General features: G+C 47.7%; 15 protein-coding genes, 2 pseudogenes and 1 riboswitch. Of the genes and pseudogenes, 12 read left to right on the top strand and 5 right to left on the bottom strand.

What is annotated here, in order from left to right:
- The 6 genes and pseudogenes from AK963_RS35515 to AK963_RS17200 form a co-directional block, all read left to right on the top strand.
- Positions 1-190: pseudogene (locus AK963_RS35515) on the top strand (IS630 family transposase); the annotation flags it as partial.
- Positions 191-292: 102 nt separating this feature from the next.
- A complete protein-coding gene (locus AK963_RS17215) occupies positions 293-1,864 on the top strand; it encodes a long-chain-fatty-acid--CoA ligase (RefSeq protein WP_066016681.1) in 1,572 nt (523 codons plus the stop codon).
- The gene (locus AK963_RS35510; protein WP_066016680.1) at positions 1,861-2,265 is read left to right on the top strand and encodes a hypothetical protein; all 405 of its coding nucleotides are present in this window, start codon (positions 1,861-1,863) and stop codon (positions 2,263-2,265) included. The genes AK963_RS17215 and AK963_RS35510 overlap by 4 nt, the downstream gene beginning before the upstream one ends.
- A 12-nt stretch (positions 2,266-2,277) precedes the next feature.
- A pseudogene (locus AK963_RS36895) lies at positions 2,278-2,364 on the top strand (homeobox domain-containing protein); the annotation flags it as partial.
- 126 nt (positions 2,365-2,490) lie between these two features.
- Positions 2,491-2,874, top strand: coding sequence for a hypothetical protein (locus tag AK963_RS17205; protein ID WP_238593764.1), 384 nt, complete (start codon positions 2,491-2,493; stop codon positions 2,872-2,874).
- A gap of 220 nt (positions 2,875-3,094) precedes the next feature.
- Entirely contained in the window at positions 3,095-5,296 is a 2,202-nt protein-coding gene (locus AK963_RS17200) for a YgiQ family radical SAM protein (RefSeq protein WP_066016678.1), read from the top strand.
- 27 nt (positions 5,297-5,323) lie between these two features.
- On the opposite strand, the gene AK963_RS31425 is transcribed toward AK963_RS17200, so the two are convergent.
- Entirely contained in the window at positions 5,324-5,662 is a 339-nt protein-coding gene (locus AK963_RS31425; protein ID WP_083232723.1) for a hypothetical protein, read from the bottom strand.
- Positions 5,663-6,270: 608 nt separating this feature from the next.
- Between AK963_RS31425 and AK963_RS17185 the strand changes: the two genes are divergently transcribed.
- The gene (locus AK963_RS17185) at positions 6,271-6,780 is read left to right on the top strand and encodes a hypothetical protein (protein ID WP_066016675.1); all 510 of its coding nucleotides are present in this window, start codon (positions 6,271-6,273) and stop codon (positions 6,778-6,780) included.
- Here AK963_RS17185 and AK963_RS17180 read toward each other — a convergent pair.
- Positions 6,757-9,195: an ATP-dependent helicase gene (locus AK963_RS17180; RefSeq protein ID WP_066016674.1), complete on the bottom strand. Its 2,439-nt coding sequence runs from the start codon at positions 9,193-9,195 to the stop codon at positions 6,757-6,759. The two genes, AK963_RS17185 and AK963_RS17180, sit on opposite strands and share 24 nt — an antisense overlap.
- 163 nt (positions 9,196-9,358) lie before the next feature.
- Between AK963_RS17180 and AK963_RS17175 the strand changes: the two genes are divergently transcribed.
- Positions 9,359-9,946 (top strand): thymidine kinase, encoded by a 588-nt coding sequence (locus AK963_RS17175; RefSeq protein WP_066016673.1) that lies wholly within the window; start codon positions 9,359-9,361, stop codon positions 9,944-9,946.
- Here AK963_RS17175 and AK963_RS17170 read toward each other — a convergent pair.
- Positions 9,943-10,548 carry a MarC family protein gene (locus tag AK963_RS17170; protein WP_083232722.1) on the bottom strand — a complete coding sequence of 202 codons (606 nt, stop codon included), beginning with the start codon at positions 10,546-10,548 and terminating at the stop codon, positions 9,943-9,945. The two genes, AK963_RS17175 and AK963_RS17170, sit on opposite strands and share 4 nt — an antisense overlap.
- A 374-nt stretch (positions 10,549-10,922) precedes the next feature.
- Here AK963_RS17170 and AK963_RS17165 point away from each other — a divergent pair, with 374 nt between their 5' ends.
- The 4 genes from AK963_RS17165 to AK963_RS17150 all read left to right on the top strand — a co-directional run bounded on the left by AK963_RS17165 (position 10,923) and on the right by AK963_RS17150 (position 14,568).
- A complete protein-coding gene (locus AK963_RS17165; protein WP_066016671.1) occupies positions 10,923-11,642 on the top strand; it encodes a sulfite exporter TauE/SafE family protein in 720 nt (239 codons plus the stop codon).
- A 45-nt stretch (positions 11,643-11,687) separates the two neighbouring features.
- Positions 11,688-11,763: riboswitch (SAM riboswitch) on the top strand.
- A 197-nt stretch (positions 11,764-11,960) separates the two neighbouring features.
- Positions 11,961-12,992, top strand: coding sequence for a methionine ABC transporter ATP-binding protein (locus AK963_RS17160; RefSeq protein WP_066016670.1), 1,032 nt, complete (start codon positions 11,961-11,963; stop codon positions 12,990-12,992).
- Positions 12,982-13,638, top strand: a complete 657-nt coding sequence (locus tag AK963_RS17155; RefSeq protein WP_066016669.1) for a methionine ABC transporter permease — start codon at positions 12,982-12,984, stop codon at positions 13,636-13,638. Before AK963_RS17160 ends, AK963_RS17155 begins: the two co-directional genes overlap by 11 nt.
- Positions 13,639-13,743: 105 nt before the next feature.
- A complete protein-coding gene (locus tag AK963_RS17150; RefSeq protein ID WP_066016668.1) occupies positions 13,744-14,568 on the top strand; it encodes a MetQ/NlpA family ABC transporter substrate-binding protein in 825 nt (274 codons plus the stop codon).
- 42 nt (positions 14,569-14,610) lie between these two features.
- On the opposite strand, the gene AK963_RS17145 is transcribed toward AK963_RS17150, so the two are convergent.
- Entirely contained in the window at positions 14,611-15,039 is a 429-nt protein-coding gene (locus AK963_RS17145) for a hypothetical protein (protein WP_066016667.1), read from the bottom strand.
- Positions 15,036-15,758, bottom strand: a complete 723-nt coding sequence (locus AK963_RS17140) for a sugar phosphate isomerase family (RefSeq protein ID WP_066016666.1) — start codon at positions 15,756-15,758, stop codon at positions 15,036-15,038. Before AK963_RS17140 ends, AK963_RS17145 begins: the two co-directional genes overlap by 4 nt.
- Positions 15,759-15,910 lie beyond the last annotated feature (152 nt).

Raw genomic sequence — 15,910 nt, 5'->3', positions numbered from 1 at the left:
ACCATTCGCACCGGAGTTAAACAGCTCAGAAAGGCTATGGGAGTGGATGCGGGAGCATGACTTATCAAACAAAGCATTTTCAGGTTATGAAAATATTGTAGATTGTTGCTGTGAAGCTTGGAATAACCTTTGCAGCGAAGCTGGTCGACTGTTCAGTCTGTGCTCCCGTGATTGGGCAGTTATACAGTAGTTAGAAAATTCAATTGGTATAATAACCTGGTTTGAGCTTTCACTGGTCGCTGTCTACTTTCTGAAGGGAGTCAATTGATATTCTCTTTAGGGTGCTGGTTTTATGTCCAATCTTGCTGATTTCCTTTATCGGAGTGCTGCTGTCTATCCGGATAAAACTGCCATTGTGTTTGGTGACCTGCGAATCAGTTACCAGACATTAAAAGATACCGCAGCGAGTATTGGTAAAGGACTAAAGCAACAGGGTATAAAACCCGGTGACCGGGTTGCCATGAGCTGTCCCAATATTCCCCAGTTCCTGATGGTGTATTACGGCATTCTCAGTGCCGGTGCTGTTGTGGTGCCCCTGAACATTCTATTAAAGCCTAAGGAACTTGCTTACCACCTGACAGACAGCCAGGCAGTGGCCTTTCTGTGCTTTGAAGGCTCGGATGAACTGCCGCTGGGGCAGTTTGGGCTGGAGGCTTTTCAGCAGGTAAGCAGCTGCGAACACTTTTTTGCCATCACCGGAGACCTTAAAGCGGAGGAGTGGAGAGGTGAGTCCACTCTCTCGGCTTTGCTGTCAGGCAGCGCACTGGAAGATCCACAGGATAGAGGGTCAAACGATACGGCGGCGATTCTTTACACTTCTGGCACAACCGGTCGGCCAAAAGGCGCTGAACTGACGCACCATAACCTGTCGATGAACGCATTGATCTGTTCAGCCCTCTTGATGACGGATGTCAATGATACCCACCTGGTGGTTATGCCCTTATTCCATACTTTTGCCCAGACGGCGCATATGCTTCATGCTGTGGCATCGGCATCCACCATGGTATTGATGGTTCGCTTCGACGCTTCGAAAACACTGAAATTACTGGCGCAGGAGAAGATCACCTTCTTTGCTGGTGTACCCACCATGTATATTGCCCTGAATGGTGCTGAGGCTGAGTTGTCTGAGGATGATCGGCAAATCATTACCGACAGTTTGAGGCTGTGTATCAGTGGTGGAGGCCCTATGCCTTTGGAAGTTATGAAGGCATTTGAGGGCAACTTTAAGGTTACCATTCTTGAAGGGTATGGACTCTCAGAGACTTCACCGGTTGCCTGCTTCAATACTCTGGATCAGGAACGCATTCCCGGCTCCATTGGGCGACCCATTCCCGGTGTCGCGCTGAAAGTGGTTGATGATGAGGGAAAGATTTTGCTTTCTGGTCAGGATGGTGAGCTGGCCATTCGTGGCCATAACGTGATGAAAGGGTATTTCAATAAGCCGGAACAGACTGCTGAGGTGCTGAAGGGTGGATGGTTCTATACGGGTGATATTGCCCATCGAGATGAAGCGGGTAACTACTACATTGTTGACCGTAAGAAGGACCTGATTATTCGCGGCGGCTTTAATGTGTATCCCAGGGAGGTGGAAGAGGTTTTACTGGCTCACCCTGACATTATGCAGGCAGCGGTCATTGGCGTACCTGATGATTATTATGTGGAAGAGATTATGGCCTGCCTGATTCTGCATGAAGGTTGCAAGCTCTCCCCTGAACTGGTGAAAACCTGGGCACGGCAGCAACTGGGTGATTACAAATACCCAAGGTATGTTCGAATTTTTCAGGAATTTCCGCTCAGTGCTAACGGGAAAATACTAAAAAGGGAGCTAAGAGACATACTCAGAAATGAGGGAGGTACAAAGTGAATGTTAATCACAGTATAGCGGGGTTACTGCAAGGTACTGCAAGCTCATATGGAGTTGGTGATTTTGTTTCCAGGCCTGCCCAGGAGAGTGGTGCTTTTGATAGTCAACAGGCTGTGAAGGTCCAGCCACACAGCTTCAGCTTTCTAACTCAAAACGCTGCTGAAGGAAGTACCAATGTCAGTATCGGGCATTGTACTCCAGAGAGAACTTTGTTATCTCAAAGGAGTTCAACATTTGCCAGTCCGTTTAGTACATATACCCAGAGTTCTGAATTATGTAATCAGGTTAAAGTGGGCGAGCCAGTGGCTAGGGAAGGAAACGCTGGGAGTGTATGCAAAAATAGGAAAAAACGGGTGCTATTTTCAGCTTATCAGACCCAAGAACTGTCGAAGGCTTTCTGAAGTAATTTATATATTACAAAAGAGCAAAAAGGAGTGCTGGCAGCGAGACTGGGACTAACTGAAACACAAGTTAAAATCTGGTTTCAAAACCATCGTTATAAGGCTAAGAAGCAAGGAGGGGAAGCCAAGCTCGATACGATCACGGGAATTGCGAATGGAGGTGCCCCAAAACATTCATTGCCAGTTGGTTTAACATCTCCTGTAATACCAAAGGCAATGGTCAGTGTGCTCCCTGAAGTTAATAAGAACATTCCTGGTTGCCATTTACCAAACAATCCTGGTTTTTTTGCCGACCATGAAATGACAGGCCGCCCTGTTCCTGATAAGAAATGCTATCAGTTATCTGAGGAGGGGCGACAGGTTGCCATATGTGAAGCAGCTTCTCCAGTCATGGCACTGAACATAATGATGTCAAAAATGGCAAGCACTGGAGCCTCCGGGCTGAATGTTGTTCCAAAGCAGGTAAGCGAAGCTTCAGTATCAAGAACCTGTCATGTAGATGAAGGGGTCAAGGGGTATTACGTTGAGCAGGGTTTTGTCAGTGGACCTCAGACCATTGCATCAAGTCCCTCTGGTTTTGCTGACTGGAGAGAGCAACACACGGTTTAGCCGATTTAATGTTTCAGATATTTTCCATGGAGGGAGTTTGTTTTCTGCACTAAGTGTCACACGAAAAGCCTGAGGCTAAATTGCTGGATATTTATGTCAGAAATTCTGTTGATATCGTTCGTTTTTCGTAATTCAGCATTATGTAATTAAATACCGGGGTAGGACTGACGGGCGATTTCTGTGAAAATAGCCCGTTTTTCATCACAGCACCGAAGACTTCATGCCCACACCAAAAACTGCCCCTGACCTGTTTTCATACCCCAAGTACTGGGCAGAGTGTTATGGCACAGCCCCGTACCTGCCTATGTCCCGCCAGGAAATGGACGATTTGGGCTGGGACTCCTGCGACATCATTATTGTGACTGGCGATGCTTATGTAGACCATCCCAGCTTTGGTATGGCCGTTATCGGCCGCTTTCTGGAGTCTCAGGGGTTTCGTGTAGGGATTATTGCCCAGCCAGACTGGAGCAATGCTGAAGACTTCAAGCGTCTGGGTAAACCAAACCTGTTTTTTGGTGTAACCGGTGGCAATATGGATTCCATGATTAACCGGTACACGGCTGATTTGAAAGTTCGTAATGACGATGCCTATACACCCAATGCAGAGCCTGGCAAGCGGCCAGATCGTTCGGTTATTGTTTATAGCCAGCGTTGCAAAGAGGCGTACAGTGAGGTTCCGGTCATTCTGGGGGGGATTGAAGCCAGCCTGCGCCGTATTGCCCAGTACGATTACTGGAGTGATGAGGTTCGACGCTCAGTTCTGGTCGATGCAACCGCAGAAATTTTGCTGTACGGCAATGCTGAAAGGGCCATGGCAGAAGTGGCCGACCGGTTGGCTGCCGGAGTTAATATTCGAGATATCCATGATGTTCGCGGTACCGTGGTTGTGAAGCCGCAGGTGCCTGGTGGTTGGACAGAAATCGACTCTTCCCGAATCGATTGGCCACGGGATATCGGTTCTCTGCAGGAAGCATTTGGATCCAGCCCTTATGACTATAAAGAAGAAGAAAGCTGTCAAACTGAAGAGAGTGCATCCATTAATGAGGTTCAGCCGGTGCGGATAATTCCGATGCCACTGCATCGTGAAGAAAAGCTGAACCCTGAAACGACTTGTATCCGACTGCCTTCGTTTGAAAAAGTGCGCAATGACCCGTCACTTTATGCCCATGCTTCGAGAGTGTTGCATCAGGAATCCAATCCGCACAATGCCAGGGTATTGGTACAGAAGCATGGCAACCGTGAACTCTGGGTCAATCCGCCACCAATCCCGCTGGAAACGCCTGAGATTGATGGTGTCTTTGGTCTGTTCTATCAGCGCCGACCACATCCGTCTTATGGTAATGCCAAAATTCCGGCCTACGATATGATCAAAACCTCTGTAAATATTATGCGGGGGTGTTTTGGTGGGTGTTCATTCTGCTCGATCACGGAACACGAAGGGCGAGTGATCCAGAGTCGTTCACATGAGTCGGTACTGGCAGAGCTGGAGGATATTCGCGAGAAGGTGCCAGGCTTTACCGGACAGATTTCTGATCTGGGTGGCCCGACTGCCAATATGTATCATCTGAACTGTAAGGATGATCAGATTCAGGCCAGCTGTCGTCGGCTATCCTGCGTCTTCCCTGGGATCTGCAAAAACCTGAAAACATCACACAAGCAGACCACTGAACTCTATCGGAAAGCCCGGGCTATACCGGGTATTAAGAAAATCGCCATTGCCTCTGGCCTTCGCTATGATCTGGCCGTGGAAGACCCGGAATATGTGGAAGAGCTGGTGACGCATCATGTAGGTGGCTATTTAAAGATTGCGCCGGAGCATACTGAAAAAGGCACCCTGGATTTGATGATGAAACCGGGTATGGGGACCTATGATGCCTTTAAAAAAATGTTTGAGCACTTCTCCCAGAAGGCGGGTAAAAAGCAGTATCTGATTCCATACTTTATTGCCGCTCACCCTGGCTGTGAAGATGAAGATATGCTGAACCTGTCTTTATGGCTGAAGAGAAACAAATTCCGTGTGGATCAGGTGCAGACATTCTATCCATCACCCATGTCACTGGCGACGGCCATGTATCATGCTGAGAAGAACCCGCTGAAGCGGGTCAGCTATAAGAGCCCCCGGCTGTATACCCCAAGAACATTGGATCAGCGTCGTCTGCAGAAGGCATTTCTCCGTTATCACGACGCAAAGAACTGGCCCTTCCTGCGTCAGGCGCTGCGAGATATGAACCGTTCTGACCTGATTGGTCCCGGCAAACATCAGCTGATTCCGGAAGAAGAAAACAAGGGGCAGAGAAGGTCGGGGCAGCGGGTGCATTCACAAGGTGAGTTCCAGAAGGCCCGGGGTGGCCAGTGGGATAACCGCAATTCAAAGACATCAAAGAGTAGCTCTGCCCGGCAGAAAAAAGGACGGCGCAGATAAACTAAATAGTCATTAAAAAATTGCCTCCTATGGGTAAGTGCCACTGGGAGGCACCACAGGCCCCAGTCCTATTCGACATTTATTAAAACCTTCCTGCCAGCCACTGCGATACTCTTCGTAGGTGCCTGGCAGTGCTGGAGCCTGCTTCCAACCTTCCTGGGGCAGGCCTTCATCCCTTTCTGCAGCACCACAACCCATGTACTGGCCATAAGTCCGCATATTGGTGTAAAGCGTATTGTCCTGCGTAATATCCGGCGGAGGAGGGGGTATGTTTCTCTGCGGTGACATCGGTTGATCAGTGGTAGAGCAGGCAAAAAGTACTGGTAGCATCAGGAAAATTGATGCCCGTTTCATGAGTAGAAACATCGGTCACTCCAAAGATCTGATTCAAGGGTATAGGTCACCTGGGGGTACGATGGGGCCTCCTGGGGTTTCCTCAGGCCCCGTATCCGTTCGGCATTTTCTGAACCCAGATTCCCAGCCATTAAGATACTCTTCATAGGTGCCAGGCAGAGAGGGGGCTTTGACCCAGCCATCCTGGGGGCCTCCAAGATTTTTCACACCGGCATTGCAGCCCAAATACCGGCCATAGGTCGTCATATTTGTGTAAAGAGTATCTTCCCGAAACGTATCAGGAGGTGCGGGATAGAACTCTCTGGATGGCTCTTGATGATCAAATACTGAGCAGGCACAGAACACTAATATAGATATTAAAAATAATCCCACCTTGACCATGTGAAACATTGGATGCTCCGTCGAAAGAGTGAAACCATCATCAGTATAATTTAGTTTCCAGAGACAACTTACCTGCTTCAGAGGTAGCCTGAGAATTTGGTGAGATGATATGTGCAGTGACTCTATTTATTAGGGGGCGTTACCAACTGGCCATTCAACCAGTTGGTAACGCCCCCTAATACAGCCTCCAGGCTTAAGGACTAGTATTACCGGCTTTCCAGAAGAGATGGGACGCCATCATGATCCGTTACAAATTACCCTTTTTTCTGTTTATTTCTCTCTTTATGCTATCTGGTAACAGTCATGGTCAGGGTTTGCTGCCAGCAAAATTTGAGGGCGAAGTTATTCTGTTTCAGGCTGACCGTTCAGAAGGATCTGATAATTCAGATGAGTATTCTCAATTTCTGATGCATTTTGGACGCAGCGCATATATCTATCAGCTTATCGGTTCAGAGCGTGTGATGCAGGGAACATACCGCTATATCCGAAAACACGCAAAGAATGGCATTGAGGTGGGCTTACTGGCCAGTGAAGAGGTATTTGAAGATGGTGAGGTTTCTTATGAAATGGTGCTTATGCCAGATAATGAGTCGGCAGGTATGTATCTGTTTAAACAGAATGCAGGTCCGCTGAAGCATGATACCCGGCTCAATGCAGGAAGGTATACACGGGTCACCAGGCTCTTTGAAGCGGATTTGAAGAGGCGTTGCAGTAGCCATAACCATTCAGACCGAGAGGACTCTGAATAGGTGGCGAACCTCTTCAATTCTGGCAAAACGTTTGATGCCATGCTGACGACTGTCAAAGCGGATCGAGAAATTGCTGTCATTGACCTCAATCACTTCTCCGCGACCAAAGATGGCATGATCAATAACGGCCCTGAGCTGCCATGGACCGTCAAAAGCACTGCCTCGGGCATTACTGGCTCCGTTGTGAGTAGAGCCAGTGGATTCGCGGCTTGTCTCAATATTGGGAATGGTTTTCAGTCTTTCGATCAGTGCTGGGCGAGCTGAGTTGACGTATCGCCTTGATACTGGCGTCAGGCCAATTTTATCAATGGCTTCGGCCAGGTCTTCATCCGCCTCTTCATGGAGCAGGTTGCCTAGTGATAAGACGTGGGGCAGGTTCATTTCCAGCAAAAAGGGACTGATACGGTCCTGATGCTCTCTTCCTGTAATGGATTGGCCATCAGGTGACCATGAACGCTGTCTGGGAACACTGGTAAGGTCTCCCTGTCTGGTAAACAGGTGTAACTGCTTTTTGGCACGGGTCATCGCTACATAGAGCAGGCGGCGCTCAGACTCAATAGCATTACTGGTCTTCTGGGCGGAAAGGGCAGCGATTTCATCTTCCCTGAGGAACGGCCAGTATTGACGGGTCAGTCCAGGCAGTAACACAACAGGCCATTCCAACCCTTTGGAGCGGTGACAGGAACTGAGAGTGATACCGTGGCTGGATCGCTGTCGCTGGCTTTTCTGTTGCTTCCGTTTCTCGATTAATTCAGCGATATGCAGGCAGCAGTTGGCAGTGTTTTCATTCAGCTGTTTCAGGAAGCGATGAAAACCTTTGATGGCAAGAATCTGCTCATCCGTTCGTTGCTCATTCAGGCTCATGGACCTTAGGCTGTCGTATATTTCAGACTGCTGAATATACGTGGCGATCAGCGTATGGGCCTTATGTTTACTGCCATTATGCTCCAGCCATGTGAAGAGTTCTGCTCTTTGTGTCAGTTTTCGAGCCTGAAAGTCACTGATGTCTTTTATTTTGGGTGCCAGCTTTCCCAGGGTTTTACCAAATTGGTGACTTTGATCTTTCAGCTGCTGGCAAAGCCAGTCAATATGCGGCTGTTTCAGGCCGATATGGGGCAGCGTCAGAAGCCTTGCCAGCTTATGGTATCGAACCTCGGGCAGTAAGTCGGCAAATCCGCCACTGGCCAGTGTCATTGCATCGATCAGCGATTCAATTTCCGGCCGTTGAAAAAGGGAAGGGCCGTCGCTGCTGTAGGGAATACCCATTTCCAGAAGGTTCAGCTCAATGGGAACCGCCTGAGCCCAGACACGCACCAGAATGGCTATATCTTCTGGTGGAGTACCTGAAGCCAGATACTCCATGAGAGATTCAACAACAAAGCGACTGTCGTCTGATCCGGTTTGGCTGAGACGAATCAGGGATGGAGGGTTTTCCGGATGGGCAATGCAGAGAACATTTTTGCGGGATCGGTTCTGACTGATCAAGTGGCTGGCAGCCAGAGCAATGCTGTGACCATAGCGGAAGGTATGGGGCATGGTGAGCTCTTTGACCTCACCGGTATCTCCGTAGTCCTGCTGAAAATGGTTCAGAATGTTGTCGATATTCGCGCCGGCGAATTCATAGATGGTCTGGTCAGGGTCCCCGACGGCAATCATTCTGGCCCGCTGTCCGGCAATCAGCCGGGTAAACTGGTGCTGTAGAGTCGACGTATCCTGATATTCATCAACGATGATAAAGTCCATCTTATCAGCGACTTTGGGAATCAGCTCCGGGTGTTCCTGGATCAGTTTCACCGGATCGTAGAGCATGTCGGTGAAGGTGATCGATTTCTGCTGGTGGCGCCATTGTTCAAATTGATGAAACAGCTTGATGAAAAATCGATAGTCATCCGTATAACTGGACTGCTCAAACCACAGCTCTGGACTGGCCAAATGAGCTTTGACCGATTCAATAAAGCTGATGGCAGCTTCGATCAGGCGGGCGGCATCCGAGCGAATGCGCTCCTTAATGGTTTCTGGTGCCAATTTCAGAATCAGTGTCCTGACCTGTAGTTCTACCACTTTTTCAGATAATGGTTGTTTGTTGTAGGGGGCTCTTATCTGCCAGCCTTCCAGTGTTCTGAGCAGTTTCAACCCTGTTGCATGGTAGGTTCTGATTTCGGGGAGCTGCAGCTGACTTTCCGGCAGGCTTGCAAACTGGGAGCTGGCCAGCGTTCGAAGTTTTTTTGAAAAGTCGATCTGGGCCGCCTTGTTAAACATCATCACCATCAACCGACGTGGATCTGCTCCTTTCTGCAGTAGATTGCTGACCAGTTGAGCAAGCGTTGAGGTTTTCCCCGAGCCAGCTACAGCAATACAGAGGGCATGGTCCTTATCATGATTGGCAACTGTTTGTTGGTGGGGCGTCAGTTTCATTCAGTCTGGTGGTTTCGTGTAGAGAGGGCAAGGCTAGCAAACTTTGAGAAACTTCTATAGTTAGAACAAGCGTCATCTTCCGAAACAGGGGTGCGGTAATTTCTCTGGAGATAAAGCGACAATGACGGAATAATTATGTATCGACACCAAGGATCACAGTGTAATGGCTTCACTTTATTTTTATTTTTCTTCCATGGACTCGGGAAAGAGTACTTACCTTCTGCAGTCAGCTCATAATTATGAGAGTGCCGGTAAAAGGGTATTGCTGCTTGCCCCGGTCATTGATGACCGTTTTGGTGTAGGAAAAATAACCTCAAGAATTGGCCTGCAAAGTGAAGCTGTGGCCATTTCGCAGAGTGATGATCTTAAGCAGCAAATTGCCAGAGAGCACAGTGAAGAATATATCGCCTGCGTTATGGTGGACGAGGCACAGTTCCTGACGCCGGAGCAGGTTTGGCAGCTTTCGGATGTTGTTGATGTTCTGGGTATTCCGGTACTCTGCTTTGGCCTGCGCACCGATGCTTTTGGCAAAGCGTTTGCCGGCAGTGAAGTTTTGCTCAGCATTGCTGATGAGCTGACAGAGCTGAAAAGCATCTGCAAGTGCTGTGAGAAAAAGGCCAATATGCAGCTGCGCCTTGACGGTGATGGTAATCCCGTCAAGAGTGGCAGTCAGGTACAGATAGGAGGCAATGACAGCTATCTATCGGTTTGCAGAAAGCACTACAAGTCGATGATGGGGCTGGAGAGTTAACTCATCCAGCGCTGAACCCCAAGAGCTGTCATCACCAGTTCCACTGACAGTGCGGCCAGTATCATACCCATGACCCGTATGATAATGGCCGAGCCATTGTGCCCAATGACTCGAAAGATACGGTCAGCAATCAGCATCAGGCCACAGGTGACCATCAGAACCAGGGTCATTGCTCCGGCTGTCATGGCCTGCTGGCTGAAGGTTTTGAGCTGATTATCCGTCAGAACAATCACCGCCATGATGGCCCCGGGGCTGGCAATGGAAGGGACTGCCAGAGGAAATACGGCAAGTTGATGACCAGGCTCCCTTGATCCAGAACCTTCTTCAGGGTCAGAAAAAATCATCTGCAGGCCAAACAGGAACAGGATAATGCCGCCTGCCAGCTGGAGGGAGATCAGCTGGATATTCATCGCCTTTAAAATAATCTGACCAAGAACCAGTGCTGAAAGCAGGATTACAAAGGCGTAGGCCGTTGCTTTGAGAGCAACCCTGCGTTTTTGTGACTTTGATAGTCGAGCAGTCAGGCCGGTGAATAATGCCAGAGTGCCCACTGGGTCAATGGTTGACCACAGCATAATAAAGTCTTTGAAGAATAGCTCCATAATGATACCTGCCCATGCTGGTTATGGGTGTTAGGGACATGTGGGATGAAGCCGGGCAGCCAGTCATGTGAAGAAGTATGAATGGCGGAATAACTGCGAAAATACCTGACGACATCTGTTCGTTATTGCATGGTTTCTATACATATAAGCTTCTGAAAAAACGAAACCATGACTGAATAAAAATATTCCTTACTCTTTTATTAAATAGGACAAACGTCGGTTGTCCAGTTATTAAGTGCTTGCAGGAAAAAAATTACCAGTACGTATGTTTTGACTGACATTATCTATATATAATTGATTGTTATTTTTTTATTCGAAAAAATAATATAGCAGAGGCAGGCGTAATTTCTAAGACCTTTGCTGGATGTCGCTAAATGGAACTGTCACTTCTGCAGGTTGTTGCTGCTATGGGGGTTGTTGGCCTGGGGGCTATTGTCCAGGGAACCATCGGCTTTGGCATGGCAGTGGTTGCTGCACCTTTTCTTTATCAAATTGATCCTGCTCTGGTTCCAGGGCCACTGATTTTTTCCGGTATGGCGATCGGTGCACTTTCCGCCAGACGTTATGCCAGTGAGATCGACGTTTCAATTCTGGGGTATGCCCTGCTGGGCCGGGTACCCGGCTCCATGATTGGGGTATTAATTCTCACGCTGGTCAGTATCCAACACTTAAGTCTTGTGTTGGGAGGGGCTGTATTGCTGGCGGTTGTCGGTAGCCTTTTTCCCTATCAATTGAAAACGACACCATTTACTCTGTTCAGTGCGGGTCTGTGTTCGGGGATGATGGGAACTGCGGCCTCTATAGGTGGACCACCAATGGCTTTGTTGTTACAAAATGAAAGTGGCAACCGGATCAGGGCCAACCTTGCTGTATTTTTTGTGGTTGGCAGTTTTATTTCACTGGTTATGCTGGGTATTAATGATCTTTTATCAAAAGAACAGCTTATCTATGGTGTGTGCCTTTTTCCTGCGGTACTAACGGGGCATTGGATGGCCAGTAAAGTCGCTGAGAAGGTTGAAAAGGAAAGGATTCGCCAGATTATGCTCGTACTGTGCAGTATTTCAGGGATAACCGCTATTCTGTCTGCCGTTTGATGGTACTTGGCGGCAGTTGACAGAAATCACTATTTTGGATAGTTTGTTGCTTCATGCGCTGATTTGACCTTGGCTTGCGGGCGCATTATAAAATCCGCTAAAAGAAGGGTTTCAATAAAGAATTCCTTATGAAACCACTCTGTTAGCAGCAGGGTGGTTTTTTTATGCACATGGATGTGCGGTATCCTGAAAATGCTGGGAGCAATTTTTCAGGAAATACCTCCTGAACTGGAACTATCTGACAAATACTCTATCTGTTTTAACAGATGTACAGAAATTGCGACTCATCATCCAGCGCAGTTGTAGGCAGGAGCTGTAATGATTGAATTGAACAACCTGACCAAGGTGTTTGCCTCAGGCGGCACAGAGGTCAAGGCCATTGACGGAGTCAACCTCTCGGTACCTGAAGGTACGATCTACGGTGTGATTGGCTCCAGTGGGGCTGGAAAAAGTACCCTGATTCGCTGTGTTAACTTGCTGGAGAAACCAACCTCCGGTCAGGTTCTGGTGGATGGTCAGGATCTTACCCGGCTCTCGGAAAAATCGCTGCGTCAGGCCCGTCACAACATTGGCATGATTTTTCAGCATTTCAACCTGCTTTCCAGTCGAACCGTGTATGACAATGTTGCTCTGCCTCTGGAGCTGGCTGGTGCCACTAAGTCAGAGATTGAACAAGCCGTTCTGCCACTTCTGGAATTGACCGGACTGGACTCCAAAAGAAACAGTTACCCTGCCCAGTTGTCCGGCGGACAGAAACAGCGTGTTGCTATTGCCCGGGCTCTGGCCAGTAAGCCGAATGTTCTGTTGTGCGATGAAGCAACGTCGGCGCTGGATCCTCAGACAACACGATCCATTCTTGCTTTGCTGAAAGACATCAATCGTCAGCTTAAGATCACGATTCTGATCATCACCCATGAGATGGATGTGGTGAAAACCATCTGTGATCGAGTGGCCATCATGAGTTTCGGCAAAATCATCGAAGAGAATGAGGTGGAACAGTTCTTTCTCAATCCCCAGACGGATCTGGCAAAAGAGTTTGTTCGCAGCGCTATTCATGAAAAACCGGTGGCTGAAATTGAAGCCCGGTTCCAGTCAGACCCTTCTGACGGTGCTCGGCCGGTTGTACGCATTACCTTTGTCGGACAGGGGGTTGTGCAGCCTCTGATTACCAAAGCGGCAAGACAGTTCAATACGGACTTTAATATCCTGCAGGCGGATATTGAAACGGTCAATGAAAAAGCCATGGGCTTTTTGATGGTAGAAATTATGGGTGAGCCTGAAGGTATTGAGCAGTCCCTGCAGTTTCTGAAAGCCAATGTTCAGGTAGAGGTGATTGGTTATGTCAGCTGATGCATGGTCACTGTTGTTTAAAGCCCTCTGGGAAACCCTCTATATGGTGGCATTTTCCGGTGGTGTCAGCTTTCTTCTGGGTATCCCGCTGGGTGTACTGCTCTATGTGACCCGTGAAGGACGCATTCTGGAAAACCGGGTGGCTAACCTGGTTCTGGGGGGGATTGTTAATGCTGGACGTTCTATCCCTTTTATTATTCTGATGGTGGCGATTATTCCACTGACGCGACTGCTGACAGGTACTTCCATTGGTACAACCGCAGCCATTGTGCCATTGACCGTGGCAGCGATCCCTTTTGTTGCCCGAATTGCAGAAGGTGCCTTGAATGAAGTGCCTTCAGGGCTGGTGGAAGCCGCCCAATCCATGGGCGCCAGCCCATTGCAGATTGTTACCCGTGTGTTGCTGCCAGAGGCCAGACCTGGTCTGATTAATGGCATGACCATCACACTGGTGACACTGGTCAGCTATTCAGCCATGGCCGGTGCCATCGGTGGTGGTGGCCTTGGTGACCTGGGCATACGTTATGGCTACCAGCGGTTTGATGGCGTCATTATGCTGGCAACAGTCGTCGTATTGATAGCCCTTGTGCAATTGCTGCAGATGATTGGTGACCGCCTCCAGCAGCACTATGACCGCAGTCACTGATTACAGTTAAAAAATTATTAATAAACCGATTGTTGGGAGTCTATTAGCACTTTTTAAAACTAAGTACGGTGTTAATAGAGCGTTGATAAAGTCTGGGAGTAATAAATGACTTTTAATATTCTAAAAACAGTAAAAATCCTGGCCAGTTCGGCGGTATTGGCATCAGCAGCGTTGCTGGTTGGCTGTGGTCAGTCTGACGATCCGAATGGCCCTTTGAAAGTGGGTGTGATGGCCGGTCCTGAAGCCGATGTGATGAAAGTGGCTGTGGATATTGCCAAAAAAGATCATAATGTCGATGTGGAGCTGGTTGAGTTCTCCGATTATGTGTCACCAAACGTAGCTTTGTCTGATGGCAGTATTGATGCCAATGCCTTCCAGCATCGCCCATATCTGGACAGCATGGTTCGTGATCGGGGCTTCAAACTGGTCGCTGTTGGTAATACCTTTGTTTACCCTATAGCAGCTTACTCCAAGAAGTTGAAAGACATCAGTGAACTGAAAGATGGTGCAAAAATCGCTATTCCAAACGACCCAAGTAACGAAGGTCGCACACTGATTCTTCTGCATCAGCGTGGTTTCATTAAGCTGAATGATGTGAATAATCTGGAAGCAACACCGGCAGACATCATTGAGAACCCTCGTAAGTTCCAGTTTATCGAACTGGACGCGGCTCAACTGCCCCGTTCACTGGATGATGTGGATATGGCCTTTATCAATAACACTTACGCCGTACCTGCAGGTTACACCCCAACCCGTGATGCCCTGCTGGTGGAAGATAAGGACTCTCCTTATGTGAACATCATTGTTACTCGTGAAGATAATAAGGAAGATCCTCGCGTAGTCGCACTGGTTAAGTCTTACCAGACCGACACCGTCGAAGCCAAGGCTGCTGAGCTGTTTAAAGGCAGTTCTGTAGCAGGCTGGAAGTAAATATTTCTAAGGCTGGAAGCTTATTGCTTCCAGCCTGACTTATTATTTTTTAGTTAGAATGCTGTTTACTATGGGTTGGGCTTCATACAAGCTTCTCATCATTTTTCTTTTTTCATTATCCGAGATACTTGGATGACCAGTTCTAATTTGTTCTTGCTGAATTAACTGTGCATTTTTCATGGCCTGACTTATAAGGTAGTTAAATTTTAATACTGCAATTTCAGCTTCACTTTTCCCTTCCTTTCTCGCTTTATCTATGAAATTATCCTCTTCTGGGTCATTACCAATATCATCCTCAGTTGATGTATCATCACTCCTTTCCATGTGAGTAGAAAAGCTGCTGTTTTGTCTCTGGGGGAGTGAATTTTCCACAGGAACTGGTTCAGAGCTGTAAATTATAATGTCTTCTGAGCTTGTAGGGTCTTGTCTTGGAAGTTGTGAACTGGTTGTTTGCTCTGGCTCATTTTTCATTCTTTTAGTCTCGACTGACAGCTCGTGGTTTTTATCTGGAAACTGACGTTTATTTTGGTTCTGAGCCATATGTTGTGCCATGCAGCTCCAGGTGAAAGGTTGTGGGGAAGGGGTGTTTTTTTTCCTGAAGTCCTGAAAGCCATAGCGTTGGAAAGCTCAACCCAAAGAGCTAAAAGATATTGTCCATCCTGTTCTGGATTGACTTCAGTTTTCGCCTGCATTGCACTAGCTATTTTTTGCAGAAAATGGAGATGTTCCTGTCCAGAATTCCCAAGTCGTTTTAAAAAGTCTGGTATAGCCTCCTGGTTGAGGATTTTTCTGGCATGTTGTCTAATAAAAGCATCATATTCGAATGCATGACCAACCAATGTATTGGGAGCAGGTTGTGCAGAATTATTGGCACCTTTAAATAATTCAAGAGTTGTTGATTCAAAGAAAGCACTAATTACTTCGACCTTTCGTCTGGCTAGATATTGAGGCGAAGCATCTCGAAATATAAAGTGTTTTCCTGAGGCATCTATATATGAGTTATTTCTTTTGTCTGAAATATATTGTTTTGTATATCCGACAATTACATCCACCTCACGAAAGCGGAAAATACGTGCCTTTTCAAGCACAGTCTCGACACTTGAAGTTTCATTGGTCGAGAAACTGGCGTAAGTGTTAGAGGCCGTAGATGTATTGTTTGCACCTGAATATCCCGATGGTCCGGGCTCCATATCTTTTACTCCATTGGTTTTTTAACAATAGTCCGGACAGTTTTCCGAAATAGGCAACCATGAGAGGAATCAACCAGAGTAGAGAATCCTAATAATCTATCTGTTGATACCTCCTCTCATGGAAATCATAGTTAAGTCTGCTCTGGACAGTA

It is taken from the genome of Endozoicomonas atrinae (assembly GCF_001647025.1).
GTDB lineage: Bacteria > Pseudomonadota > Gammaproteobacteria > Pseudomonadales > Endozoicomonadaceae > Endozoicomonas > Endozoicomonas atrinae.
The sequence above is the reverse complement of the archived record's forward strand: the minus strand, read 5'-3'. Positions and strand labels throughout refer to the sequence as shown.

Bases quoted from the DNA above. Each gene is read 5' to 3' on its own strand.
- AK963_RS17215 (WP_066016681.1), top strand. From the start codon at position 293: ATGTCCAATCTTGCTGATTTCCTTTATCGGAGTGCTGCTGTCTATCCG.
- AK963_RS17200 (WP_066016678.1), top strand. From the start codon at position 3,095: ATGCCCACACCAAAAACTGCCCCTGACCTGTTTTCATACCCCAAGTAC.
- AK963_RS31425 (WP_083232723.1), bottom strand. From the start codon at position 5,662: ATGTTTCTACTCATGAAACGGGCATCAATTTTCCTGATGCTACCAGTA.
- AK963_RS17185 (WP_066016675.1), top strand. From the start codon at position 6,271: ATGATCCGTTACAAATTACCCTTTTTTCTGTTTATTTCTCTCTTTATG.
- AK963_RS17180 (WP_066016674.1), bottom strand. From the start codon at position 9,195: ATGAAACTGACGCCCCACCAACAAACAGTTGCCAATCATGATAAGGAC.
- AK963_RS17175 (WP_066016673.1), top strand. From the start codon at position 9,359: ATGGCTTCACTTTATTTTTATTTTTCTTCCATGGACTCGGGAAAGAGT.
- AK963_RS17170 (WP_083232722.1), bottom strand. From the start codon at position 10,548: ATGGAGCTATTCTTCAAAGACTTTATTATGCTGTGGTCAACCATTGAC.
- AK963_RS17165 (WP_066016671.1), top strand. From the start codon at position 10,923: ATGGAACTGTCACTTCTGCAGGTTGTTGCTGCTATGGGGGTTGTTGGC.
- AK963_RS17160 (WP_066016670.1), top strand. From the start codon at position 11,961: ATGATTGAATTGAACAACCTGACCAAGGTGTTTGCCTCAGGCGGCACA.
- AK963_RS17155 (WP_066016669.1), top strand. From the start codon at position 12,982: ATGTCAGCTGATGCATGGTCACTGTTGTTTAAAGCCCTCTGGGAAACC.
- AK963_RS17150 (WP_066016668.1), top strand. From the start codon at position 13,744: ATGACTTTTAATATTCTAAAAACAGTAAAAATCCTGGCCAGTTCGGCG.
- AK963_RS17145 (WP_066016667.1), bottom strand. From the start codon at position 15,039: ATGAAAAATGAGCCAGAGCAAACAACCAGTTCACAACTTCCAAGACAA.
- AK963_RS17140 (WP_066016666.1), bottom strand. From the start codon at position 15,758: ATGGAGCCCGGACCATCGGGATATTCAGGTGCAAACAATACATCTACG.